The 23,957-nt window shown below is 61.3% G+C and carries 26 protein-coding genes and 1 pseudogene; 12 read left to right on the top strand and 15 right to left on the bottom strand.

Going from position 1 to position 23,957, the window contains the following annotated elements:
- Positions 1-23: 23 nt before the first annotated feature.
- The gene (locus PCS43_RS20395; RefSeq protein ID WP_054802395.1) at positions 24-815 is read left to right on the top strand and encodes a SigB/SigF/SigG family RNA polymerase sigma factor; all 792 of its coding nucleotides are present in this window, start codon (positions 24-26) and stop codon (positions 813-815) included.
- Positions 816-954: 139 nt separating this feature from the next.
- On the opposite strand, the gene PCS43_RS20390 is transcribed toward PCS43_RS20395, so the two are convergent.
- Both PCS43_RS20390 and PCS43_RS33505 read right to left on the bottom strand, forming a co-directional pair.
- A complete protein-coding gene (locus PCS43_RS20390) occupies positions 955-1,386 on the bottom strand; it encodes an ATP-binding protein (protein WP_064073759.1) in 432 nt (143 codons plus the stop codon).
- Positions 1,387-1,520: 134 nt separating this feature from the next.
- Positions 1,521-1,697: a hypothetical protein gene (locus PCS43_RS33505; protein WP_442972512.1), complete on the bottom strand. Its 177-nt coding sequence runs from the start codon at positions 1,695-1,697 to the stop codon at positions 1,521-1,523.
- Between PCS43_RS33505 and PCS43_RS20385 the strand changes: the two genes are divergently transcribed.
- The 3 genes and pseudogenes from PCS43_RS20385 to PCS43_RS33500 form a co-directional block, all read left to right on the top strand.
- The gene (locus PCS43_RS20385) at positions 1,651-1,962 is read left to right on the top strand and encodes a hypothetical protein (protein ID WP_231914993.1); all 312 of its coding nucleotides are present in this window, start codon (positions 1,651-1,653) and stop codon (positions 1,960-1,962) included. The genes PCS43_RS33505 and PCS43_RS20385 overlap by 47 nt on opposite strands.
- A 654-nt stretch (positions 1,963-2,616) precedes the next feature.
- A complete protein-coding gene (locus tag PCS43_RS20380) occupies positions 2,617-3,051 on the top strand; it encodes a low affinity iron permease family protein (RefSeq protein WP_064073792.1) in 435 nt (144 codons plus the stop codon).
- A gap of 3 nt (positions 3,052-3,054) precedes the next feature.
- Positions 3,055-3,600, top strand: a pseudogene (locus tag PCS43_RS33500) (LysE family translocator); the annotation flags it as partial.
- Between the two features lie 117 nt (positions 3,601-3,717).
- Here PCS43_RS33500 and PCS43_RS20375 read toward each other — a convergent pair.
- Genes PCS43_RS20375 through PCS43_RS20365 form a run of 3 tightly spaced genes read right to left on the bottom strand, consistent with a single transcriptional unit; the run spans position 3,718 to position 5,808 of the window.
- Positions 3,718-4,449: an IS6 family transposase gene (locus PCS43_RS20375; RefSeq protein ID WP_156525000.1), complete on the bottom strand. Its 732-nt coding sequence runs from the start codon at positions 4,447-4,449 to the stop codon at positions 3,718-3,720.
- Positions 4,450-4,456: 7 nt separating this feature from the next.
- Positions 4,457-4,711 carry a hypothetical protein gene (locus PCS43_RS20370; protein WP_064073760.1) on the bottom strand — a complete coding sequence of 85 codons (255 nt, stop codon included), beginning with the start codon at positions 4,709-4,711 and terminating at the stop codon, positions 4,457-4,459.
- Positions 4,708-5,808, bottom strand: coding sequence for a hypothetical protein (locus PCS43_RS20365; protein ID WP_156525001.1), 1,101 nt, complete (start codon positions 5,806-5,808; stop codon positions 4,708-4,710). The genes PCS43_RS20370 and PCS43_RS20365 overlap by 4 nt, the downstream gene beginning before the upstream one ends.
- A gap of 331 nt (positions 5,809-6,139) precedes the next feature.
- On the opposite strand from PCS43_RS20365, the gene PCS43_RS20360 reads away from it, so the two are divergent.
- Positions 6,140-7,258 (top strand): hypothetical protein, encoded by a 1,119-nt coding sequence (locus PCS43_RS20360; protein WP_156525002.1) that lies wholly within the window; start codon positions 6,140-6,142, stop codon positions 7,256-7,258.
- 289 nt (positions 7,259-7,547) lie between these two features.
- On the opposite strand, the gene PCS43_RS20355 is transcribed toward PCS43_RS20360, so the two are convergent.
- Positions 7,548-7,847 (bottom strand): recombinase family protein, encoded by a 300-nt coding sequence (locus PCS43_RS20355; RefSeq protein WP_434784314.1) that lies wholly within the window; start codon positions 7,845-7,847, stop codon positions 7,548-7,550.
- Positions 7,848-8,492: 645 nt separating this feature from the next.
- Entirely contained in the window at positions 8,493-8,696 is a 204-nt protein-coding gene (locus PCS43_RS20350) for a hypothetical protein (RefSeq protein ID WP_231915127.1), read from the bottom strand.
- A 938-nt stretch (positions 8,697-9,634) separates the two neighbouring features.
- Between PCS43_RS20350 and PCS43_RS20345 the strand changes: the two genes are divergently transcribed.
- Positions 9,635-10,498: a phytanoyl-CoA dioxygenase family protein gene (locus PCS43_RS20345; protein WP_058227917.1), complete on the top strand. Its 864-nt coding sequence runs from the start codon at positions 9,635-9,637 to the stop codon at positions 10,496-10,498.
- A 153-nt stretch (positions 10,499-10,651) separates the two neighbouring features.
- Here PCS43_RS20345 and PCS43_RS20340 read toward each other — a convergent pair whose 3' ends face one another.
- The 5 genes from PCS43_RS20340 to ehuB form a co-directional block, all read right to left on the bottom strand.
- Positions 10,652-11,143, bottom strand: coding sequence for a hypothetical protein (locus tag PCS43_RS20340; RefSeq protein ID WP_141695798.1), 492 nt, complete (start codon positions 11,141-11,143; stop codon positions 10,652-10,654).
- Positions 11,144-11,590: 447 nt separating this feature from the next.
- Positions 11,591-12,379, bottom strand: a complete 789-nt coding sequence (gene ehuA, locus PCS43_RS20335; RefSeq protein WP_064073765.1) for an ectoine/hydroxyectoine ABC transporter ATP-binding protein EhuA — start codon at positions 12,377-12,379, stop codon at positions 11,591-11,593.
- On the bottom strand, positions 12,369-13,013 hold the full coding sequence (gene ehuD / locus PCS43_RS20330; protein WP_064073766.1) for an ectoine/hydroxyectoine ABC transporter permease subunit EhuD: 645 nt from the start codon (positions 13,011-13,013) through the stop codon (positions 12,369-12,371). Before ehuD ends, ehuA begins: the two co-directional genes overlap by 11 nt.
- Entirely contained in the window at positions 13,010-13,741 is a 732-nt protein-coding gene (gene ehuC, locus PCS43_RS20325) for an ectoine/hydroxyectoine ABC transporter permease subunit EhuC (RefSeq protein WP_064073767.1), read from the bottom strand. The genes ehuD and ehuC overlap by 4 nt, the downstream gene beginning before the upstream one ends.
- A gap of 18 nt (positions 13,742-13,759) precedes the next feature.
- The gene (gene ehuB, locus PCS43_RS20320) at positions 13,760-14,656 is read right to left on the bottom strand and encodes an ectoine/hydroxyectoine ABC transporter substrate-binding protein EhuB (RefSeq protein WP_064073794.1); all 897 of its coding nucleotides are present in this window, start codon (positions 14,654-14,656) and stop codon (positions 13,760-13,762) included.
- Between the two features lie 449 nt (positions 14,657-15,105).
- Here ehuB and PCS43_RS20315 point away from each other — a divergent pair, with 449 nt between their 5' ends.
- Both PCS43_RS20315 and mihF read left to right on the top strand, forming a co-directional pair.
- Entirely contained in the window at positions 15,106-15,537 is a 432-nt protein-coding gene (locus tag PCS43_RS20315; protein ID WP_054801232.1) for a hypothetical protein, read from the top strand.
- Complete coding sequence (gene mihF / locus PCS43_RS20310; RefSeq protein WP_064073770.1) at positions 15,512-15,901, top strand: integration host factor, actinobacterial type; 390 nt, start codon at positions 15,512-15,514, stop codon at positions 15,899-15,901. The genes PCS43_RS20315 and mihF overlap by 26 nt, the downstream gene beginning before the upstream one ends.
- Before the next feature lie 37 nt (positions 15,902-15,938).
- Here the strand turns inward: mihF and nhaA are convergent, their stop codons facing one another.
- Together nhaA and PCS43_RS20300 are read right to left on the bottom strand one after the other, a co-directional pair.
- A complete protein-coding gene (gene nhaA / locus PCS43_RS20305; RefSeq protein ID WP_064073771.1) occupies positions 15,939-17,261 on the bottom strand; it encodes a Na+/H+ antiporter NhaA in 1,323 nt (440 codons plus the stop codon).
- A gap of 61 nt (positions 17,262-17,322) precedes the next feature.
- Positions 17,323-19,200 carry a BCCT family transporter gene (locus tag PCS43_RS20300; protein ID WP_197486146.1) on the bottom strand — a complete coding sequence of 626 codons (1,878 nt, stop codon included), beginning with the start codon at positions 19,198-19,200 and terminating at the stop codon, positions 17,323-17,325.
- A 626-nt stretch (positions 19,201-19,826) separates the two neighbouring features.
- Here PCS43_RS20300 and lpqV point away from each other — a divergent pair.
- The 4 genes from lpqV (at position 19,827) to PCS43_RS20280 (ending at position 23,444) form a co-directional block, all read left to right on the top strand.
- The gene (lpqV, locus tag PCS43_RS20295) at positions 19,827-20,324 is read left to right on the top strand and encodes a lipoprotein LpqV (protein ID WP_064073772.1); all 498 of its coding nucleotides are present in this window, start codon (positions 19,827-19,829) and stop codon (positions 20,322-20,324) included.
- Positions 20,325-20,839: 515 nt separating this feature from the next.
- Positions 20,840-20,965 (top strand): hypothetical protein, encoded by a 126-nt coding sequence (locus PCS43_RS20290; protein WP_269454952.1) that lies wholly within the window; start codon positions 20,840-20,842, stop codon positions 20,963-20,965.
- Between the two features lie 774 nt (positions 20,966-21,739).
- Positions 21,740-22,666, top strand: a complete 927-nt coding sequence (locus tag PCS43_RS20285; protein ID WP_064073773.1) for an ABC transporter ATP-binding protein — start codon at positions 21,740-21,742, stop codon at positions 22,664-22,666.
- On the top strand, positions 22,656-23,444 hold the full coding sequence (locus PCS43_RS20280) for a hypothetical protein (protein WP_064073774.1): 789 nt from the start codon (positions 22,656-22,658) through the stop codon (positions 23,442-23,444). The genes PCS43_RS20285 and PCS43_RS20280 overlap by 11 nt, the downstream gene beginning before the upstream one ends.
- Before the next feature lie 400 nt (positions 23,445-23,844).
- Here the strand turns inward: PCS43_RS20280 and PCS43_RS20275 are convergent, their stop codons facing one another.
- A complete protein-coding gene (locus tag PCS43_RS20275) occupies positions 23,845-23,925 on the bottom strand; it encodes a hypothetical protein (RefSeq protein ID WP_231915129.1) in 81 nt (26 codons plus the stop codon).
- Between the last annotated feature and the right edge of the window lie 32 nt (positions 23,926-23,957).

Here is a 23,957-nt window from a genome sequence, read left to right as displayed (position 1 = left end):
AGGGGAAAGGGGTTGGCATTCTCATGAGCACCCACACGCGAGACGCCGACTACACGTACCTTGCGGCCCTTTTCGAACAGATGGCTTCCATAGCGAATGACGACGAGCACCGCGAGCGTCTACGTGCGCAGATCATCGAGTCGTGTCTACCACTGACCCGGAACATCGCCTTGCGATACCGCGGTCGCGGACAAGCCCACGAGGACCTCGTACAGGCCGCCAGCGTCGGTCTGGTCAGTGCGGTGAACCGCTTCGATCTCGCCAAGGGCAAAGACTTCCTAGCCTTCGCGATTCCGACGATGGTGGGTGAAGTGCGCAAACATTTCCGGGACCGCGGCTGGGACGTCCGTGTTCCGCGCTCGTTGCAGGAAAACTATCTCGCGCTCAACAAGGCCCGCTCTTCCCTCACCCAAGCCCTCGGACGCGAACCCACCGTGCCGGAACTGGCAAAAGAACTCGAAGTGGAACCTGCCGAGATCGCGGAGATCGTCGCCGCCGGCGATTCCTATCACGCGGCGTCCCTCGATGCCGCAACCGTCAACGACGGACGGACGATCGCAGACACCTTGGGAGACTTCGACTCTGCCCTCGAAGGCATTGACAACCAACAAACGCTCCGACCGGCACTACTCGCACTTCCTGAACGAGAACGCACAATCGTGCTTTACCGATTCTTCGGCGAACTGACCCAAGCGGAAATTGCCGAGAAGGTTGGTCTCTCGCAAATGCATGTCTCCCGACTGCTCGCGCAATCGCTCAAAGCGCTCCGACGGACGCAGTCCCTCGCAGCGCTCGAGACCGCCGTCGCAGCGTGAGCTGGATGCCAAGAAAAGTGGACTCGTGTTGACCCCGGTACAAGGCAACTCGTGATCGGACGCGTCGTCGGTTACGGCGACGAGACACGCCAACTGTCCGGTGGCCGGCGCTTACTCGTTGCCTCCTCCGCGCGCGGGATCAAGAATTTACCTGCAAGACCTTGGTCAGTGTGATTGTCACATCCCACTTCTCCTCGGGTGCGGTCGGCGGGAGCTCCTCGAGGACCACTTCGTCGGCCAGGGTCTCGAGGACGCGCCACCCGAAGGACGAAGTGCTCGTGGTGATCTGACCCGTTGTTGCCGCAGAGAGAATCACCTGCACAGCGGCGGTATCGTCGCCGCCGAACGTGCACGTCAGGGCGCTGGAGGGGAGGGCGTGGCCGATGAGGATGGTCGCTGCTTCGTCGGCGGCGAGTACGAGATCGGACAACCCGTCCAACGAGAGCGCATAGTGCGCGGCCACGGTTCGCACCAGCGATCGCAGCACCAGCAGTTGATCCGGTGATGCAGAGACGGACAGTGAAGGTGAAACGGCGACCGGGGAAACGATCGCCCGCGCGAAGGACGTCACGTGAGATTTGCTCCTGTACTTGATCGGATACAGCCAACCCCATTAGTGGGATCTTGGTAGCCGCATTCGAGAAAGATGATCAGCACTCAGCTACCCAACGCAAGTGCCGCCAAACATCGAGCTTAACGCCGTTGTCAGAGACCCAACAGGACGTGGTCGCAGTGTGTTTCGTGCGGCGTCGGGCATGTGGAAGTCCGTTGCCAGCCCCGGGAGAAGCCTTTCCTCGACATCAGAACTTTCACGCTCGTTTCCTGCGAATACCAGGTGAGGACGTCGAATGCCCGGTCCGCCGAGATCGCGCAGACGAGCATCAGCATGCCGTTGGCCTGCTCGATGGCTACGCGGGAGACCGCGATTTCGGGCGACCAGCTCGTCCACCGATTCCTTGACCGTGTCACCGATAATTTCGGTGGCATCGACGTAGAACCCGGAACTGCCGATGATCTCGCCGGACTCGTCGATCGTTCGCCGACTACCACCACCCAGCGCGTCGTTCCCCTGGTGTCGACCATGCGGTGCCGGCTACCGAACGAGCCGACCGAAGTGCGGATCACCTCCAACGTCTCGGCGACATGAGGCCGGTCGCCGGAAAGGTTATGGGAGAGACGCAATTCCGAGGTCGGGGCAATGGCGCCGGGTTCGCCGCCATGCATTCGACGACTTCCACTGATCGCCGGCGCGGCAAGAGAGGAATCCTCCCAATCGTTGCAGTGCACCGGATTTCGTCGTCGGCCCCACACCCATGTCGTCCGGCGCAGCATGTCCCTTTCGTTCTTCACCCAACTCTGGGCTTTATACAGCAGCTATATCGGACATAGCCGAAAGCGTCACTTCAGATCCCGGCCGGTGCTCAATGCCCTCGACGACGATGATCTCGACGACGAAGCGAACCTGCAGCAAGATGCGCCCGCGGTGCCATGTTTGCCCTCCGAACTGCCTGGGCATCACCACCGAGCGCAGGCGCAGCGCGGATGCTGCGCGTCGGAGCTGGTGGGCTCACCGTCGCGCATGGACCGGCACCCGGTCGCATGTCTGGGCTGCCATGGACAATCGTGCCGGTCCGACCCGCCGCCAGCAACTCCTGAACTACGTTCTGTAGCGCAAGATTTGACGATGCCAGGGCCACCCCAGGCTGATGGACCGGATGAGCGGCGATGTAGACATAGAGGACGAGCGCCCCGGGACGATGGTGAGCGGTGCTCGAAGATGTTCCGGCGAGAGGACAATCAGATGAACAGTGGGAACGAGAAGGCAACGAGCGAGAACTCGCCGGCGAAAGCGGAGGTGATATTTCCATCCGAGGTATCGACGAAACTCTCCGTCTTCGACCGATTCGCCACCTACGTCAGTGCACGCACCTCGCAGGCATGGTTTTTCGTGGTGATCGTGGTGCTCTGGGCTCCCTCATTCTTCCTGTTGGGCACTATCGACACCTGGCAACTGATCATCAATACCGTCACCACCATCGTCACATTCCTCCTCGTGGCGTTGCTCCAAAACACACAGAAACGCTCCGACGACGCCGTTCAGCACAAACTCAATGCCATCGCAGACGGCCTCGCCGACCTAATGAAGCAGCTCTCGAAAGAGCACCCCGAACTCGACAAAGACCTCAAAGAATTACGACTAGCGGTCGGGCTCGAAGATCACGAAAGTGCGTCCTGAGCCATGTTGTCCACCGGCCAGCTTCTAGCTTTTATTCCTGCGGCGCTCGTGGTCGCGGCATCGCCCGGGGCGAACAACCTTCTCGCGCTCCGTAACGGTCTCCGATCCGGTGTCCGCGCGGCGACAGCAGCATTGGTTGGCCGCTTCGTGGCCTTCGCGATCATGCTCACTCTGGTCGTGGCCGGCTTGGGTACCGTGCTCGCGCAATCACAACACCTGTTCGAGGTACTCAAGTGGCTCGGCGTCGCCTACCTTCTGGCACTCGGTATCTGGGTGATCTGGCAGACCCGGCCCAGTCGATGGACATGGATCGAGGCCAGCCCTGTGTCATCGGTGAGTGGTCGCTCTCGGTTGGTGATTCAGGAGTTCACCACAGCAGCAGCCAATCCGAAGGCACTGCTTCTGTTCACCGCGTTCTTGCCGCAGTTCACGACCGAATCGGCCGCTCCGGTTGCATACCAACTCGCGGTCCTGGGAAGCCTCTACATCGTCGTCGAGGCTTGCGCCGCTCTCGGGTGGGCGAGCGTCGGCCGATGGATACAGCAGCGAGGGTTGTCGTCGTCGACCGTTCGTCGTGTGGAGGGCTCTGTCAACTTAACTGAACGCAACTGGGAATCAACAGCATTCGTTCACGCTTGGGCGGGTTCTGTTGGTGGGACACCGAGTTCAGGCGGCGGGTACGCCAGTCACGTCGTTCCAGGTGGCGAATCGGTCGGTCATTTCGGAACGGTAATCGCTCGCGGCGAGTTTGTGCCGACCGGGTCGGAAGTGCGGCGAGATCGCGCTGAACACCGCCAGGAACCGTTGCGCCGTACCGGGCGAGCGGAAGAACTTCATTGCCCGTTCGCGCTGCCTGGTGGGTTGGTGCGAGTTCTCGGCCCGGTTGTTGAGGTACTTCGAGCGCCGGTGTTCGACCGATGGCATCAACTCCCGATGCGCCACAACGTAACTGGCGAGCTTGTCGGTCACCAGCACCCTCGGCACCCGGCCCTGCTTGCGCATCAGCTTGCCGAAGAAGCGTTTCGCTGCCTTCGCGTTGCGTCGTGACTGGACCAGGACGTCGAGGACGTTCCCGTCCTGATCGACCGCCCGCCACAGGTAGTGCCGGATACCACCGATCTTGACGAACACCTCATCCAGAAACCATCTATCGCCAGGTTCGGGAGCGCGTCGACGCAGGCCACGCGCGTATTCGGGTCCGAACTTCGCGCACCACGTGCGGATCGTCTCGTGCGAGACGACGATGCCGCGGGCGAGCATCAACTCCTCGACGTCGCGCAAGCTCAAGGCGAACCTGTAGTACAGCCACACGCAATGCGCGATGATGTCCGCGGAATAGCGGTGCCGTTTGTACGGCGACCGCGTCGAATCCACCCGCGTTTCGTCTCCACGACTCATGCGACCATCATCCCTGACTCACGGCCCAGTTAAGTTGACAGAGCCCCTCGGTCAGTGCCGCGTCAAGGTCGACGTCGGTCCAATCGCGTCGTCCGCGAAGTTCGTCGTTGAATGTCGTGAGTTCGTCATAGGTTTGGCGCCGGGGACCTGGTGTGAGTGGTGCTGACGGTTCCTGATCGTCGAGGGTTGCCCGGATGAGGTTTTCGATGTCGGTGAGTCGACGTGACTGGGTGTCGAGATTGCGCTCGATGTCCTCGCTCACGCGATGATCTTTTCGGGTAGACGCTCGCGGACCAACTCCAGGGTCGTCTGCGCCTGTTTGGTCTCGATCAGTTCGGCTTCGAGGTCTTTCACTCGTGCGCGTAGTTCGGTGTTTTCGGCGGTGGTGGCTGCTTTTTCCTGTTTGAGTGTGTTGATCGTCTCGACCAGCAGCCCGATGCGGTCGGTGACGTCGTTGAGTCGCTCCTGCAGGCTTTCGACGACGCGCCGCATCTTCTCGTCCCGGTCCGGGGCATCGGCGAGGACCATGCGGGCAACCAGGTCGAGTTTGACGGCTTCGCCTGCGATCGCTTGCGAACCTAACGGGGTGTAGCGCACTCCGGCGGCGGCGACACCGGCGCCGGCGAGCCCGCCGACACCGGTGAGCAGTAGTGTCCCGCCTGCGACGCCGAAGCCGCCGGCGGCGAGGGATCCGCCGCCGAGCATCGCCAACCCTGCTGAGACCGCAGCGGCGCCGGTCAGTCCCATCGTGCCGCCGATGGCTGCACCGATCGGTGCAGCCGCCCACCCGGCAGTGAGAGCGCCGGCTCCGACTCCGATGACGGAGACGGCGGCGACCCTGCCCCATTTGATCGACTTGCGGCGCAGCGCTTTCATCAAACTTTCGAACTCTTCGGTCATCGTCTCGAGATCGGTTGTGCGTAGAGCGGTGAGATCGTCGGCTGCAGTGCGGAGTTCGGCTTTTCGTACTCCGGGTCCCCATGTCGTTGCGTCGGTCCAGGGGCTGAAGGTGATGAGTTCGGCGAGGATCACCACCGACGCGGATCGAGGGTGTACTTTCTGCGCGAGCGTGGGTGCCAGTGAGGTGAGTCCGTGGAGTTGGTCGAGAAAATGCTTGTGCGCGTAGGCAGTTAACTCCTCTGCCAGTGCTGGTGGTAGCGCGCCGGAGGTGAGCACCTCGTTGATTGCGGCGGCGACGAAACGCTGCAGTCGATCCTGCTTTGTGCTGCGGGCGCTGGGTTTGCGTGCGTCTTCCCAATCGCGGCGCAGCATCCGCGCTTGTAGCGCCCGCAAGGTGAGCATGTGCTCTGGGGTCAATCGAAGTTCGCGAGCAATCTGATCTGCGGAGACATCGGTCAAGGGTTTTTCCTCTGCGCGAATGGAGACAACGGGGAAGACACTACCGAAGAAGCCCGACAATCAATCAAAACTTCATTCGTGCATCTGAGCGAGCTTCAGTAAATGAAGACCGTACAGTGTGGGCGCATACCGATGGACATGTCATCGGCAGGCTCACTGGGCAAACGCACCTTTTACCGGATTTCGACCCGAACACTCTGAAACCAATATTTGCCTTCGCGGAGCTGTAGTAAGCCGACAATGGCATCATTCCCCGAATAGGAACACTGAGTCGTAAAGAAATAACATGACGCTCGAGGAATCAGTAGGCGTTGCAGATAGAACGGAATTCATGAGCGCGGAGCAGAGTCCCGGCGGGCAGCGACCACAACAGGAATGGTTGTGGAATGAGCAGAGGCGGGGGTGGGACAGGAATCCAGCCTACGTTGCGCAGCACGCTCCGTCCCCCACATCCGCGGGAAAGGTCAACTGGCGAGGGCTCCTGTGGCTGGCCGCCGCGGTCGTGGTGGCGGCATACCTCCTCAACGCGTGGTCGACGGCCCGAAACGAAGATCGACACAGTCAGGAGGGTTCGACCGCTCCGGCCGACACCGTTAGCGAAAATTCTTTTTCCCCAATAACTTCCGCGGGCAGTGACGGTTCGGTGCGCGCGGCGCTCGAGCGTGCCGGCGTGACACCAGGGATGGTGACAGCTCTCGGGATCGTCGGTGACGAAGCCGGGTACGGAATCAGCAAGTCGGTTCCGATGAATCAGGAACAGCGCGAGGATTTCGCTTACGCGATCGTGCTGCTCTGCCGAGATATCGGTGCCGGCGAAACGTCGTGGGAAAACTCCGTCAACGAGGACGTATTCAGTGGCGCAGAATTATCGGATGCTCAGCGTCTCAACGACTATGCGCGCACCGAGTTCTGTCCCCATGTCCGTGACGAGGCGCCGGCGCCTGCTGCCGGAAAACCTTCAGCGGCTACCGACGCTCCACCTGTTGTGTTGACTGCCGCCGTCGCTGCGGAGGGTCGGACGGTGAACGTGTCCGGTGCCGTCCCGTTACCAGACGGGGCTCGCCTGGCGATAACACTCTCTCGAATCGAATACTTCGGATTTGGCGATGAGAAGCACTACGGACAGTCCGCATCGGGCAGCGCGGTAGTGACCGATGGGCGATTCTCTGCCACTCTCGTGGATGACCAAGGAAAGGCCCGAGCATTCGCCGAGGCGTACAACGCCGGTGAACCTGCGCAACGACAGATCCGGGTCTCCGATCTGGTGCAAGTCCAAGTTGTGTTCGATCCGCGTGAGAATCAATCGTCTGCGGTGATTTCTGCGGTGGGCGGCGACGACGCGCAGATCCTGGAAAGCAGCCCTCAAGGCGCGGAATTCGGAACGCGCACCGATGATCCGTACTGGAGGTTGGAACTCGAATCCGAACTTCTATTGCCGTTCGAGCCCTGAGCATCTTCGAACACGGGTGCGCCTGTCAGCGAGCGCAACGAGCTACATGTCGATTCGGGTGGCGGCGAGAGTTGCCCCTCCCGGTTGGCAACGTGTCGCGTCTGGTCCGTGACGGTGCGGTCAGTCGCAGTTTTCTAGCCCAACTTCTCGTATTGAGCGGGTTCGTGAAACCTTACGGACGGGTTCGATCTGCCACGCAGACAATATCCGTCAGGGGATTCAGAGACGAAAGCTGCGTCCCCATGCCCCCGTGGTCGCTGTTTTCAACCCTGTTTCTGCACAAGAAGATTCATGTTTCCTTGTCGAAGATTCGGTGATGTCGGAACCAGCGTGCCTGCGCGAGTTTCGTCGACGTCTTCTTCGGTGGCCGGCCGCCGGTACGGCCACGCGTCCTGGCGGCGGCGAGACCCACTCGAGTCCGTTCCCGGATGAGGTTGCGTTCGAATTCCGCGAGAGCACCGAAGATGGAGAAGAAGGGTTTGCCACCGGAGGTGGTGGTGTCGATCGCTTCGGTCAACGATTTGAAGCCGACGGTGCGGGCGGCGAGATCTTCGACGGTCTGCAGCAGGTGGGGGAGCGAACGACCCAACCGGTCCAGATGTCACGACACCATCGAACGCCGCCGCATCCTTGAGATTCGTGGCAGTGCTCATTCGTCGATCAAGCACCACTCGCGGTATACCCGCAACGGCTCTGTCAACTTATCTGAACGTAAATCGGGATCAGCAGCATTCGGCGATGCTGAGACGGATTCTGGTGGTCTGTCACGCTCAGCGCACCACCTGCTCTGGCGCCCCGTTTCGCGCGAATCTCAGTCCAGAGACGAGCCCTGACTGTGTCGAGTGTGTGTACTTTCGTCAGCTATTTGCTGAACCAGTGTGCGTCGGTGCTCAGAGAAGCGGCGCACGGCGTCGGCATCACCCGCCAGTTGTGCTCGTTCCAGCAGATGCTGACAGTTGTGTAGCTGTTCGGTGAGGGTCATCGTTGGCGTTATTCCAATCCGGGGTCGGGTGTATCCACGTCCCTCGACTGTCTCATCTTCTTCGCTGACCTGGAATTTCGTGGACCGATCCAGTGAGGACATCGAACGAGGTCGCTCTGGAGGTACTAGGACTTTGGATCAAAGATCCGGCTGTGCGGTTTGTCTTCGGAATGTACTGGTGCTCAGCAGTTTCGCCTGGATTCTGAAATCGGCTGCATCTGCTGCGCTATTCGTACCCGACAGGTAGGTGAACTACCGTCCTTCGGTTCTGCGGCCGATTTCTTCGAGCATTTGCCCGATGGTGAAGTGTCGCACTGATGCTGGAACTGCGTCCACGAGCCCTGACTCCTCCTCGGTCATGTAGTCGGCGGCTACGAGGACCTCTTGGATGTGGACGTCGAAGGCGTCGGCCGCACGGCGCACGACGCCGTGTGAGGGCCGTCGAACAATCGACATCCACTGACGTAACACCGATGGATATATACCGAGGGCATGGGCGGCTTCCTTGACGCTCCCATATCCGCGGAGATCAATTTGTGCTTGCACCCATGAACCGAAGTGACTCATAGGGGACATCGTTTCAGGCGGTCGGCGCCGACCCGGACCCGGTGATCGGATTCCAGATCGCAGTGCCGAGGTCAGGCCCGGTCGGTCAGTGGTGAGAGAGCTGGTGTGGGTGAGATGGTAAGGCCAGGGGCCGGCCTTTGCTGCCTTGTGGATTTCCAGCCGCGTGGGCCGTCTGCGAAGTCTCCTGACCGCCGGACGTTCAGGTGGCGGCGCTCGGCCGTGTCGACGTCATGGTCGCGGAGCCCATGTGGCGGTCACAATCTTCGACCAGAGGCGGGGGCGAGTAGCCGTTCGACTACGAGGAATGCGACCGCAGCAGATTTTGTATCGGAACTGTGGGCGAGCACCCATCGGCCAGTTTCCCTGACGACGGCAATAAGTATCTGTTGTTGAAGGTCGATGGGTGTCGCTGTCGATCTGCTTCAACTCTCGTCCACGTTCGAGGGCTCGCTCGACGCTGGCCGGGTGCAGGTTCGGCTTCGAATGGGGTGATGCATCGCGTTCTCCTGGATTGTTCGGGCAGCACTGACCTACCTGCTGACCAGACACCCGACTCACCCCCCATTTACCCTAGACAATCCAACTCGATCGGATCCTCCGGGCGTAGCCGAGACCCGAGCCGGCTCGACGGATGCTTTGAAATAGCAGAGAAAGTCGTTGGAGTCCAAGCGATTTGAGAACTACCGCGGGTAGGTGTTATAAACGATGAGGCAGTACGCGAATCGCTTGTCCGGCCGGTGTCTGCGCCGTGGGCATCACCTACAGTGTCGGTGTCCGCCGATGCCGGAGACGGGATTCGAGCAGCGCGAGGATGGGAGTTCGTACTGATGGCTGTTGCCGCCGACCGGTACCACACGCGGGTGATGGCGTCGCCGAGTGCGTATCAACGCCCCGACCCTGTTCTCTGGGATCCGAAGATGCGTACTCGGTACGCAGACTTCGAGGCCAACGGGTTCACACATCGCGACCGAGTGCTCGACGACCGCCAGGTGCGGGGATGTCTGAGCGAGGTCGTGCGACTCGGTGAAGAACCGGAGTTGCGCGGGGACGAGCGGATCGTTCGCGAAAAGGGTTCATCAGCAGTGCGGTCCATCTTCGACATCGCGAATCTGAGCTTGGTGGTCTCCGACGCGATCGAGGAGTCCGGGGCCGCCTGCATCGCAGCAGAGATTCTGGGATCGCAGGTGTACGTTCACCAGAGTCGCCTGAACTACAAGCCAGGTTTCCGAGGTGGCGCTTTTTACTGGCATGCCGATTTCGAAACCTGGCATGCCGAAGACGGGATGCCCTCCCCGCGCGCGGTCAGCGCCTCGATCGCCTTGACCGACAACCACCATTTCAACGGCCCCTTGATGGTCATGCCCGGCTCGCACCGCACCTTCCTGCAATGCGCCGGCGCCACCCCGCCACGGTATTTCGAAGAATCCTTGGTCGACGAGATCCCCCGAGTCGGTGTCCCGAACGAGCAGATGATCTCCGAGCAGTACGATCAGCACGGCATCGAGGTCGTCACCGGACCTGCCGGTTCGATGACACTGTTCGACAGCAATCTGCTCCACGCGTCCGCGGGCAATATTTCGCCCGTACCTCGTGCGAACATCTTCGTGGTCTTCAACAGCGTCGACAATGCGCTCGCGCCGCCTTACTGCGGTGCTGCACCGAGACCGGAGTTTCTCGCCGCCCGCAGGTAGTCGATACTGCCCGGGCGATGTCAACTCACGTCGGTCGCATCACGGTGTGCGAGGTCCGAACATGGGCCGGGGCGCTCGACCAACAGGTGAGGTCGGTTCCTGCTGGTGGGGGTGTGGATCAGATACCTGTAGCGGATGATCTCGTGGTGGCTCTCACTCAATGCAACCCAGCGGGCGTCGTCTGAGAGGGGGTAGACCTGCCAGCGAGAGCCGACCGAAAACTGGCCGATCGAGCTCGGCGCTACGGCATCCGCAATCGATGCGACCGAGCGGTCGTTGTCCAGGGCGACGTCGATGTGAAACACCTCGACTCCGGCTCCTTGCCTGGCCGCCGGGCGGACGTGTCACCACCGCATGCAACGGTGTGTTCACCAGTGTCGGTACTGGGTGTAAGCGCACGAACAGGTACCGCGAGCATGCACCCAGCAGTACTGCGGCGAGGCCGCCCACGATGATCGTTGCCGGCCAGCGCAGCCATGGCTGCGCGCCGGTCGTGTCATGATCGGGTTCGCCGACGTCGAGCGCGAGTACAACAGCCAGGGAGGCCATGACCACTGCGGCGATCACGAGAAAGCTTGCGATCGAAGAGGTTTCGACGCGGTACGTGCGTGCTCGTTGAGTTGGCGTTGCGAGAGCGAGCTGCATGACGTTCTCCTCCTCGGTAGCATCTCGTGGACCTGTGCACTTTTTCCCTTTGGAGCAATTCACTTCGCAACATGGCACCTGAAGGTCGATCCGTGAGGAATACGGCGTCGATGGTGTGAGACGCTCCACGGGTGGTCATTGGCGTTGAGATTCTCGCGTGTGCGGGTGTCAGCGATACGGTGAAACAGACATCAACGGAAATACTGCACGGGTGGATCCTGTTCTGCCTCTGACCGATTGATCTCCGTTCGAAGGGATACGCACATGGTCGATACGTCGTCAATGTCGAATCGTGCGATGAGCGAGTGGATCAACGCGCATCCCGCCGAAACGACAACGGCGATCGTCCTGGTCGTGGTGGCGTTGGTGGTTCTTGCGGTCTGGACGATATCGAGATGACCCGCCCACGGCCGGAGCTGTGGATTGCGGTGACGGCATACCGGGCGATCAATGCTTGAGGACCGCTTTGAGGAACGTGCGCGTGCGGTCCTGGGTGGGGGAGTCGAAAATCTGTTCCGGTGGGCCCTCCTCGACGATCTTTCCGGCGTCGAAGACCAGTACTCGATCGGCGACATCGCGCGCGAACCCCATTTCGTGGGTGACGATGAGCATGGTGATGTCCGTGGTGGCAGCGATTGTTCGTAGTACGTCGAGGACGTCGGCGACCAATTCCGGATCGAGAGCCGAGGTGACTTCGTCAAGCAAGAGGATTTCGGGGTCCATGGCTAATGCTCGGGCTATGGCCACGCGTTGTTGTTGACCTCCCGACAGTGTGTTCGGGTGGGCGTGTTCTTTGTCGGCGAGCCCGACGAGGGCGAGGAGTTCACGGGCGCGGGCATCTGCTTCGGCCTTGCTTCGGCGCAGAACGTGTATTTGTGCTTCGGTGATATTTTCCAGGACAGTCATGTTCGGAAACAAGTTGAACTGTTGGAACACCATCCCGATTTTGGACCGAGCGGCGCGTAGGTGTCGTTCACCGGCGGGCACCAACTTGCCGTTTTTGATTTCGTGGGAGAACGGTTGGCCGTTGACACGTACGAGTCCGGAATCGATCTTCTCGAGTGTCATCAGGATCCGCAGTATGGTGGTCTTCCCCGATCCACTCGGCCCGATCAATGCGACGCGTTCCCCGCGCTCGATCGCGATGTCGAGGTGATCGAGCACGGTGTGCGTGCCGAATCGTTTGACCACGTGCTCGAACGAAATCGCCGAGCGGGTGTTCTCGTCAGTAGGCAAGACGTTTCTCCACTTGTCGGATGAGCACGGACGTGGGGTAGCTGGCGAGGAGGAAGATCATTCCTGCCATCGTGATCGGCTCCAGATATTGAAAGGTTCTTGCTCCGTATTGCTGTGCAGCGGTGACCAATTCGACCACCGTGATGGCGAAGAGGAACGGTGTGTCCTTGAACATGGAAATCGCGTAGTTTCCCAGCGCCGGTAGGGTGGCGCGTACCGCCTGCGGAAGAACCACAGCTCGCCACGTTCTCGTCGTCGGAAGAGACAGGGCTCGCGCAGCCTCCCATTGTCCGGCGGGAACCGCTTCGATTCCTGCGCGGTACACCTCGGCCATATACGTCGAATAGTGGACACCCAGAACCGCGATACCGATCTGCAGCGCGGAAAATTGCGGAAGCAAGTAGTACACGAACAGGAGTTGGACGACGAGCGGGGTCAGCCGGATGAACTCGGTGATCCAGCGCAGGGGAACTCGCACGTACGCAGGGCAGGTGCGGCGAGTGACCGCAATCACCAAACCGAGAACCGATGCGATTGCCATTCCGAGCACTGTCGCCAGCAAAGTGATCGTGAAGCCGTCGATCAGGAGCGGGAGTGCGTCAGCGGCGCGTTGCCAACTCCATTCGACGCTCATCGCCCCACTCCTACGAGTTCATCGCCTCGGTCGGGCTTGATGCTGAGTACTTCTCGCAGCGACGGCCCGAGACCGAGTCGGCGTTTGGCACGGATCTCGACCACGTTCATCACCAACGTCAACGCATACGCAAGAACGAAGTAGATGATCAGTCCCACGCCGAACGCGAAGATCGTGTCGCCGGTCCCGCGGCGCAGCTGCTCGATCTGATAAGTCAGGTCCTGAAGCAGGATGAAACTGGCCAGGGCGCTTCCTTTGAGGAGCTGTATCAGCAGGTTCGTCAGCGGAGGGACCATCTGTACCCAAGCCTGAGGGAAGAGGACCTTGCGTACCTGCAGCCACGGTGAGAAACCCAGGGCGATGCATGCTTCCTTCTGCGCGATCGGTACAGCCGCCATCGCTCCCCGAACCACCTCGGCGCCGTACGCGCCGTAGTTCAGACCGAGCGCCAGAACTCCGCACAACATCGGTTCGAGTTGATACCCGAACAACGGAAGTACGTAGAAAAGCCAGAACAGTTGTACGAGCAGGGAAGTGCCGCGGAAGAACTCGATCACCACCCGCGCCGGATACCTGATCCACCGACTGTGCGCACCTACGGCGTAGCCGAGGACGAGTGCGAGCCCGAAGGCCAAGGCTGCGCCGCCGAGAGTCAGTTCGGTGGTGACGACGACACCGCCGATGATACGAGGCCACGCCTCGACGAGAGCATCGAGATTCGTACTCACCGGGAACTACCGTCTATCTCAGGCGGTACCCGAGCACAGTTTGTCGGTGGTCAGTTCCGGGTCCGGGAGTTCCTTTTCCGTGAAACCGAAGGGACCGACGATCTCGAGATATTTCTGCGGGTCCGAGGTAATTTTCGCCAGTTCCGCGTTGTAGGCCTCGCGAAGTTCGGTGTCATCGGTACGGAAGACGGTCGCACCTGCCCCGACCTGCGGCTTTCCGTTGATCGTAGCGACGAAGGAATCGGTGACGTCGACGGCGGCGCCGGGGTTGTTGTTTTTCATCCAGTTCAACGAGATGGCGGTCAACGCGAACACGTCCGCACGGCCGGAGGTAACGGCGTCCATCCCGTCTTGCGGCGATGCCACCTGGACGGCGGGAATAGCCAACGTGTCGGCGTAGTCGGACTCGATCGCCCCCGTCATGGTGGCCAGTTTCGCACCGGATGCGGCGACCGATTCCATGTCCGTGAGGTTCTTCGGGTTGCCGGTGGGAACCATCAGCGCCGTCGTGTAGTTGAATTCGGGGTCGCCGAACGCGGCCTGCTCGCACCGTTTGGGAAGGATGGACATGCCGGCGCTCACGGCGTCGAAGCGGTTCGCCTGCAGTCCCGGGATCAAAGAGCCGAAGTCGGCGTTGACTCCTTCGACCGTGTCGATGCCCAACCGGGAGAATATTTCGCGGTGCAACGCCACGGTTGCGCCGGTGAGCTGGCCGTTCTCCTCGAAGCTGTACGGGGCTTCACCCGCAAAACCGACCGTGATCGCGCCTTTGTCCTGCAAGGACTGCAGATGATCGGCACTGTCGGTGTTATCGGTCGAAGTGCACCCCGTGACGGCAGTCAAAATCATCGCACCACTGGCCAGTGCGAGCGACGATCGTCGCACAGATGTGCCGCGAAAGTGCATACGTGTCATGAATCGAGCCTTCCCGTTGTGCCGAGGTCCGTTGCGCCCAGGTCGGTGTTTCTCGTGACGCCGTTGCCGCCGATCGAGCATTGTGCACTGCTGCTCGACGGAGACAGGCGATCTTCGGTTCGAACCTAACACGGGCCGTGCATCGGGCCCCACGGCCGCCGTAGTTCACATCCATTCCGTCCAAATGCTGTTCCCGGCAACGATGTTGACCGCGAAGGGACATGCGATGGGTGACAATGTCACAGTCGGATATCGATTTGAGCTGTACGAAAATCGGGCATACCTGCGCAAACGTCGGACGCGTGCGCCTCAGAGCGCGTTTCCTCGGTTCACACCGACCGTCAAACGTGGTTGCATGATCGCCAGTCCGAGGGGCGCAGCGCCAACCTTCTGCGCTCCCGAAGCACCTGCATGAGCGCAAGGAAACGATGAGAGCGAACGCGATCGACATGTCCACACCGCACAGGCCAACCGAACCCGACCCCGTGATCGACTGGGTGTGGGAGGACGGGCAGTTGCACGGTCGTACCGCTGACGGACTCATTAGCGTGAGTGCGAATCTTCAACGTGCTCAATGGACCTGGGGTGCTTACACCCTCTTCGCCGAACAGCTCGACGAACAGGTGTGGTTGACCTTCGACAAGGTCGTCGACGAAGTGGGGCGTCTCGGTGTTCCTCATACGAGCGCAGTGGAGGTCTTTTCGCCCTGGATGGGTCGGGCGGCGACACCGCTGCGGGCACTGAATTCGGCATTGACCAAGGAGAAGCTGTCGGCACTGCCTACTGAAGCCCAGGTTCCCTCTGTTGCCTATTCAGTTGTCGCGCAAGCTGTTCGAATTTTCGAGAACCCGCGAGATGGGGTTCCGGCGGTACGAGAATAGCCGCACACCGAGGATAACTGTGAGACCGCCACCGCTGACCGATCGACAACGCCGCCTCGGGGTCGTCAACGCCCAACACGCCCGCCGTACGCGTGCACGAATGCTTCAACAACTCAAATGCAGCGAAATCGATGTACGCGATATTCTCGATGCCGCAGGTCGTGACGAGATCATCGCCCGCATCAAAGTCGTGGACCTGATGAAATCGCTGCCCGGCGTGGGACCTGTTGGCGCACAGCATATGCTGGAGGGTATTGGAATTGACAGTGCACGCCGCCTCGGAGGTCTTCGCGCGCGGCAGCGGCAGCAACTGATCGATGCTACCGCTTACCCGATCCAGTGGCGCAAGAAATTTCGGTCATGAACCGGTGATTCCCCCGATGCCGTTGTGGTAGCCGAATTCAATCGGTCGACTGATATACGTCGGGGATACCGTCACCGTCGTCGTCGCGCGCCTCGTTCTCGGCGATGATCCGGTATGCGCGGTTACGCAGACGAAGCACGATCGACGCCAACAGAGCAGCCAGAACGGAGCCGGCGAGAACACCGATCTTGACATGGTCATCGCGCACAGAGCCGGCACCGAAGGCGAGATCGCCGATCAACAACGAGACCGTGAAGCCGATGCCCGCCAGAATCGCCACCCCGAAGACGTCGATCCAGGACAAACCTTCATCGAGTACGGCCCGGGTGAACCTGGAGAGAAGGTAGGTCGTGCCGAACACTCCGACCGTTTTGCCGACCACTAATCCTGCAATAATGCCCAGCGCAACGGAATCGGTCAGAGCACTGGTCAGTCCGGATATTCCGCCGACTGTGACTCCGGCCGCGAAGAACGCGAACACCGGTACCGCGAAACCCGCCGAGACAGGTCTGATGCGGCGTTCGAAGTGTTCCGCCAAGCCCGGTCCCGCATCCGGGCCCCCGGCAGCCCTGCTGCGAACGACTGGGACTGCGAACCCGAGGAGCACTCCGGCCACGGTGGCATGGATACCGGATTCGTGTACCAGTACCCAGGTCGCGGCGGCGAGCGGTAGGAGAACCCACCACGACCGCACCTTCTTCTGCACTGCCACGGTGAACAAAGTCAGCGGAATCAGGGCTGCCCCCAACATCGCGACATCGAGATCGTCGGTGTAGAAGATCGCGATGACAGTGATGGCGAGAAGATCGTCCACCACAGCCAAGGTCAACAGAAATGTTCTCAGGGACGAGGGAAGGTGCGTGCTCACCACTGCCAACACCGCGACGGCGAACGCGATGTCGGTTGCTGTCGGGATGGCCCACCCGGACAGCGCCCCGTCCCCGGTCCGAAGGTTGACCAGGACGAAGATGAGTGCCGGCATGAGCATGCCGCCGACCGCGGCCGCTATCGGAAGCGCTGCGCGGGCAGGATCACGCAGATCGCCGGCGACGAACTCACGTTTGAGTTCGAGCCCGACCACGAAGAAGAAGATCGCCAATAGTCCATCTGCTGCCCAGGTCTCCAACGGCAGATTCAACCCCAATACGCTGGGGCCGATCCGGAATTCGGAGAGTGCGTCGTAGGCGTTCGACCACGGCGAATTCGCCCAGACGAGCGCCACGACCGTGGCCGCCAGCAACAGAGCGCCTCCGACGGTTTCTCCGCGCAACAGGGCAGCGATACGCGCCGTTTCGGTCCAGGAGCCACGTGCGAAGAGCGCCCGCTTGCCGGCAGGAGGGCGGGGCGGCTGTTGCGTCATGGGTGCAGCCTGCTTTCGGTGGGCACTGGCGAGAGCACTCTCTCGTTTCCCAGCTGGAGAGTTAGACGGTCTCGTCGCGGCCGTTTGCCTGGGCGTGTCCTTCTGCTGATTGCGCGAATTCGGGGGTATCGAAGATTTCGCCGCCGAGCGGATCGTCGAGTACTCCGTTGCCGGAGTATGCGATCGCACCGGTCGCCGGGTTCACGTCGATGGAGTGCGAGGACACCTCGTGTACTGCGAGCACGAGATGCTCGTCGGTGTCCTGCTTCGGAAGATCCCGGGTCGAGGGAGCAAGGCCGGCGAAGGTGGCCGAGATGCCGCTGTGGTGGCGTTTTCCGCGGGCTTTCTCTGTCGGCAGCGGTTCCTCGCCGGTGGTGGCGCCCGAACCGTGTGAGGAGACGCGCAGGTATCGCGGGGTGGTGGCCACGTCGTAGCGGAATGCTTTGAGCATGGATACGCATGCGAGTACCAACACGATGGAGAAGGGCACCGCGGTCGCTATCGACGCGGTTTGCAGCGCTGTCAACGAGCCACTTCCGCCGACGAGGAGTAGCACCGCTGCGGCCACTCCCTCGAGCACCGACCAGTAGACCCGTGTGATCTTCGGTGTCTCCAAATCGCCGCCGGTGGAGAGGATGTCGATGACCAGAGAGCCGGAGTCGGAGGAGGTGACGAAGAAGAACACCACCACTGCGATGGCGAGGACACTGGTCACCGTGGACAAGGGAAGACCGTCGAGAAGATGGAACAAGGTCGTGTTGGTGTCGACTGCCCCGTCCGCTGTGAGCATGTCGCCGTCGTTGCGCTGACGCAGGATGCCGGAGTCCCCGAAGATCGTGAACCACAGAGATCCGATGACAGTGGGGGCGAGCAGTACGCCGAAAACGAATTCGCGGATGGTGCGCCCGCGCGAGATGCGCGCGATGAACATGCCGACGAACGGTGCCCAGCTCATCCACCAGCCCCAGTAGAAGATCGTCCACGCTCCAGCCCAACCGTCTTCGGCGAACGGAGACGTGCGCAGCATCAGCTCAGGCAAAGCCTGGACATATCCACCGAGGTTCTGCACCCAGGACTGCATCAGAAACAGGGTCGGGCCGAGTACGAGGACGAAGATCGCGAGACTCGCGGCGAGAACCATGTTGATGTTCGAGAGCCACTTGAGGCCCTTGGAGACTCCGGAGACAACGGAGAACGTGGCCAGGCCGGTGACACAGGTGATCAGGACGACTGTCAGCACGTTTCCGGTCTCCACCCAGCCGAGGTAGTCCAGGCCGGCCGAAATCTGTTGTACGCCGAAACCGAGCGAGGTCGCGACACCGAACAACGTGCCGATGATCGCGATCGCGTCGATCGTATGCCCGATACCGCCTTCGATGCGAGCGCGTCCGAGGAGCGGTTCGAGCAGCCAACGGATCGAGAGCGGGCGACCCTTTCGGTAGGTCATGTACGCCAGACCCAGACCCACGACGACGTAGATGGCCCATGCGTGCAGACCCCAGTGGAACAGGGTCAGTTCCATCGCTTGATTGGCCGCGGCGTCCGTGGATCCAGCGACCCCGCCCGCGACCGGCGGGTTCACGTAATGCGAAAGCGGTTCTGCCACTCCGTAGAACACCAGGCCGATACCCATACCGGCGCTGAAGAGCATCGCGAACCACGAGAGCATCCCGAACTCGGGCTGCTCGTCGTCACGTCCCAACCGGATGTTGCCGACACGGCTGACGCCGCAGTACAGCGCGAAAATCACGAAACCGGTGGCGGTGAGGATGTACCACCATCCGACGCCGTCGCTGATCGCTGAATTCAGGGATCCGAACGCATCTTCCGCGGTACCTGCATAGACCACCGAAAACACGATCATGGCCACGATGACGATTGACGCGGGAACGAAAACCGGTTTTCGGATTCCCTGCCACGCTTCTTTCAGTGCGCTCACGTGTCCTCCTCAGGAAGCCACCACATCGGACGATCACGGCACGAACACAACACCCGCAGGAGCCGTGTATCGCGCTCACCCGACATGGCGACGGATGTCGACTAGTAGGCGTGCTCGAGCTTGTCCGACCGTAGAGGCTGGTACGGCGATTGCTCAAATCGCAGCCGATGGATCCGGTGAGGAAGTGCCTTCGTTGCGATACGAGAATGGGATGCTAGGACAGGTACTTCTCATTTCTTCATAGTGGTCTCGCCAGACTTCGACAGACGAGATGCCCACAGCCGGGATATGTTGCCGGACACTCTCCTGCCGGGATAGAGTTTCGGCTCTGATGAGGCAGCGGCAGAGAACGCATGAATGATCACGACACTGCGCCTATCCTGGTGCCGCTAGCGGCAGCAATGTCATGCGTTGTCCTTGTGGCGATGTTGTTTCTCATCCTGTAGCGGAGACACGAGTCCACTCGTCGGGTCGCTTGCGCGTTGCTGCCCGATCCTCGGATTTCACTCGTCCGCTATCTTCACCCCTTGGCCGAAGCGCATTCGATCGTATCGGCGCGAAAGCATGTGGGAACGCCGCTACCTGCACGCCCTTTCCCGAGGGCAAGACATGACGGGGAACCGACCGTGAACAGAAAATCGGACCGAACACTTCCTCCAGCACACCGCGGCACTCTCGTCCGGCGACGCATCGTCCGACTGTTCAGCGCGCTTCTGATTCCAGCAGCGTTGACGATGTCGTGCTCGACGAGCGGCGATCCGAACAACGAGGTTGCTGGCGCGGAGACCGGCCAGATGACAAGAAGTCGGCCTACCGTGGTGGCATCGATGCAACCTGCTGCGCCGCACTCGCGAATCGCTCATCCATCTCCCGGTACAGAAACCTACGAAGTCACCCCCGAAGGACTGACAACCGCAGTCAACGTCCCGCTCGAGATCTCGGCGGCAGAACTCGCCCAGAGTTGCACCGACGTCCGACCCACGGTGATGACATTCGGCGGCGATGTCGACGCGGTGCTGGCAATGATCCAAGCAACCGCCGTCAGATCGTGGAAGAACGCCACCCCTCCCGAACAAGCAGCAATCATCGCAGCGCTGCGTGCCGCAGCGAGTGGTGAATGCTGAGCATCCAAGGAGCAGGCGGTCTGCGCCGAATGTCTTGCTGCCCGGGGAATTGGCTGACCGGGCTGTACCCGTCCGCCGGGCGAGACGGCGGCCCGGCCAGTGCTTGCACCGACACGTCTGGCTGCTGGTGACGACCGATCGGGACCGGGTGGCGGGCCTGGGGCAGTCCGTACCTGCTCTAGATCCCTGGTCGAAACGAAGCCCGCCTCCGTGAATCTTCTTCGCCGATTTTCGATTCAGCAGAAGGGCCCATGCGTCATGGGCTGTGTGCTCGGCGTCGACGATGTTCGAGGAAAACCCCGACCAGATACTTCTCGGCCGGAGTTTCGATTTCCGATATCCGGCTACTCGTACGGTGCGGCAAGACAGTCATACGAGTTCGGGGCTGCCGCGCACGGCCTGCCTACCGGCTGTCACTCGCCGGGGGTGGGTCGCCCTAGTAGTGACAGTGTTTGCGCAGGCTTACGAATTTTCTCGCTCGCGCCGCCCAGGGTTGCGCCGCTACGCTGACGTGCATGGACCGTTGGCCGAAGTACATCGTGCCCGCAGCCATTCTGGGCTCTGTCATCGCCGTCATCGCCTGGACTGCGACGTTGACGCATCCGTCCGGCGCGCCGCTAGGGCACGGAAAAGTTCGCTGAACACCGAAAGTGCTTGACCAGGAACGATAAACGTCAATCCCGCGCTCTGGAGCCGCCGCGCCTTTTGATTGCCTTTACCCGGCGGTGGTGGCGGGTTAGGCTGCCCACGGTCCGCAGTGAGTACACCCCCCGCAGTTGCGTGCTTGCAGCGGACCACCTGGATTGCATGCCCGGTGCCTGTTCAGCTCGGGTGTGTATCGGTCCGTCGGAGTCTCGTCACCTGTAGGAGCCGGCGGGCCGTCTGAACTGCGCGTCCGTCTCCCCGGACTGCGGCGCGCACCAGCCCACCCGGCGTCCCCGACGGCACGCCGGGTGGGCACTCCCAAACGCATGTCGCCATCCGTGGCGGCCGGCGACATGCACGGCCCGCCGGATGACGTACCTCGCGGCGAACCCGGCGGGCCACCTCAGGGTTGGTGATATCAGAAACCGCCGATGAGAACAGCTGCCGTCCTCTATGAGGTCGATGTACTGCCCGTGGACACGTGTGCTGTTCCCTTCCACTCGGGACCAGCAAACTGACGCCAGAACCCGGCCGTGGCAGGTAGGTGCACGCGCGAATGGGATTTTCACTCACTGGTGGTGACGACAGGAGTATCTCCGAATCAGCTCTTCTGCTGGTCAGGTTTCGCCGATCGCACTCGCTTCTCGGCGCGACGCAAGATGGCGCGGGGTCAACGCATCAAGAACTTCAGCCTTCGCCGCGTCGTCGAATGCTGCACACGAGGGTGATGTTTCGTTCGAGTGGCGGGTTCGGAGCAGTATCATTCGAGAGTGACCGCGAGCGGGGCACCGATTGTCCGCGTCGAGCACCTCACCCGGAAGTTCGGTGTTCGCCGAGGAATCGTCGATGTCGATTTCGGCATCGAGACCGGGGAGGTGTTCGGGTTCCTGGGCCCGAACGGTGCAGGTAAGTCCACGACCATTCGGATCCTCCTCGGCTTGTATCGACCGACGTCGGGGCTGGCGCGGGTGTTCGGGCTCGATCCGACACGCGAAGCCGCACAGATCCTGCACCGGATCGGTTATCTACCGGGCGAAGTGACGTTGCATCCCCGTCTCACCGGAGGCGAGCACCTCGACAGATTCGCACACATCCGAGGAATGGCTGATCTGGGGTACCGGGACCAGTTGGTGGATCGGTTCGGTGCCGAGCTCGACCGGCCGACCCACACCTTGTCGAAAGGAAACAGACAGAAGATCGGGCTTGTGATGGCGTTCATGCACCGACCCGAGCTGTTGGTCTTGGACGAGCCGACATCCGGGCTCGATCCACTCATGCAGGACGAATTCGCGGACCTGGTGCACGAGACCACGAAGGAAGGGCGGACCATCTTGTTCTCCTCACACGACCTCGACGAGGTGCAGCGGCTCGTCGAGCGAGTGTGCATCCTGAGAGAAGGGCGTGTGGTGATTACCGCCAGCGTCGAGAGCCTGCGTCGAAGTTCGCCGCGATCGATCGAACTGCGCTTCGACCACGATGCCCGCCCGGAGGTGTTCGCCCGGCTCGACGGCGTTGAGGTGCGCGCCTACGAGGGCGGCCGGATCACAGTGACGGTCACCGGCCCGGTGGCGCCGCTGCTGCGAACGGCAGCCGATCAGGGTGCGGTGGACATCGCCGCGGGGCATGCGGACCTCGACGAACTTTTCTTGAGCTACTACCGCAGGACCCCCGATTCTGGGATGCCGGATGTCCACTGACGTCGTCCGGCTCGATCTACTGCTCCGGCGACGATCCATCGTCGGCTATTCGCTCGGAATGGCTGTCTACGCCCTCGTCATCGTCGCGCTGTACCCGGCCTTTCAGCACGAAACCGGACTCGATCAGTTCACCTCGGAAAACTCCACCGTTGCAGCACTGTTCGGTATCAGTGGACCGCTGACGTCGGCATCGGGATGGTTGAATGCGAATCTGTACGCCAACTTCTTGCCCCTGATCATTCTGCTGCTCAACATAGGTTATGGAGCGTCGTGCATCGCCGGTCAGAATGAAGACGGGACCCTCGGACTGGTCGTGACCCTGCCGCTGAGCCGCACCCGAATCGCGCTGCAGAAGGTCGCGGCAATGTGGCTGGTCGCGGTGCCGGTGTCGCTGGTGATCGCGTTCTGTGTGTTCGCCGGACGCGGATTCGACGTACGGATCGGCACAGGTGCGCTGATCGGTGTCACGGTGTCCCTGCTGTTGCTGGGTATCGATTTCGGGGCGCTGGCGATGCTGATCGGCGTGTCGACAGGAAGTCGTCCGATAGCGTTGGGCGTGGCATCGATGATCGCTGCAGCTGCGTATCTGATCAATTCGCTTGCGCCCGTTGTGGTCTGGCTTCGTCCGGCCAGACTGGTCTCTCCGTTCTTCTACGCGGTCGGGGACAATCAACTCGTCGAAGGTGTGTCCGTTTCTGCGTTCGTCGTCCTCACCGCGATCGCGGTGGTGTTGTCGTGGAGCGCGATTGCGGCGTTCGGCCACCTCGATGTCAATTGATGCACCCCGTCGACTTCCGTTCGAGCTGTGAGCAACCTGCCAAGCGTGCCGCGGGAGAAGGACAAGCGCTGCCAATGCGTCACCTTCAAGAGCGGGGAGATCAATGCCTGGGAGCAACAGCGCCAGTGGTGGGCACGCTGAACGTGCATGGAGGCCAACTGAGGTCTGATCGAGATTGAGAAGTTTTTCCGCGCAGCGTTGTTCATGGCGAATTGCGGCATTTTTGCTCGGAAGAAGTGTCCGTTTGTGATTTGTCTTCAGCCTGTGTGCGAGCCACGCGTCCGCCCGCGGTGGTCATGCCGTTGTGCGCGGACCCGCACCGTGGTTGTGGAACGGAGACGGTCGCGTCTGAGCTTGGGCCAACACCAACAAGCGGTATGGGCCTCATGCAGCCGGTTTTCTACGAGGTGAGAATCTGACCGGTGCCGCTCACCCAGCGAATCCATCCACCTTGAAAGTTGGTTTGCCGACCGTCCGGCACCTCGAACTCGTCGGATGTCGGTAGCCCGAAGC

Origin of the sequence: Rhodococcus sp. C-2 (assembly GCF_027854095.1) — a bacterium.
In the GTDB taxonomy this organism is placed as follows: domain Bacteria; phylum Actinomycetota; class Actinomycetes; order Mycobacteriales; family Mycobacteriaceae; genus Rhodococcus_F; species Rhodococcus_F qingshengii.
Note: the sequence above shows the minus strand (reverse complement) of the source record. Positions and strands in the feature narration are given on the sequence as shown.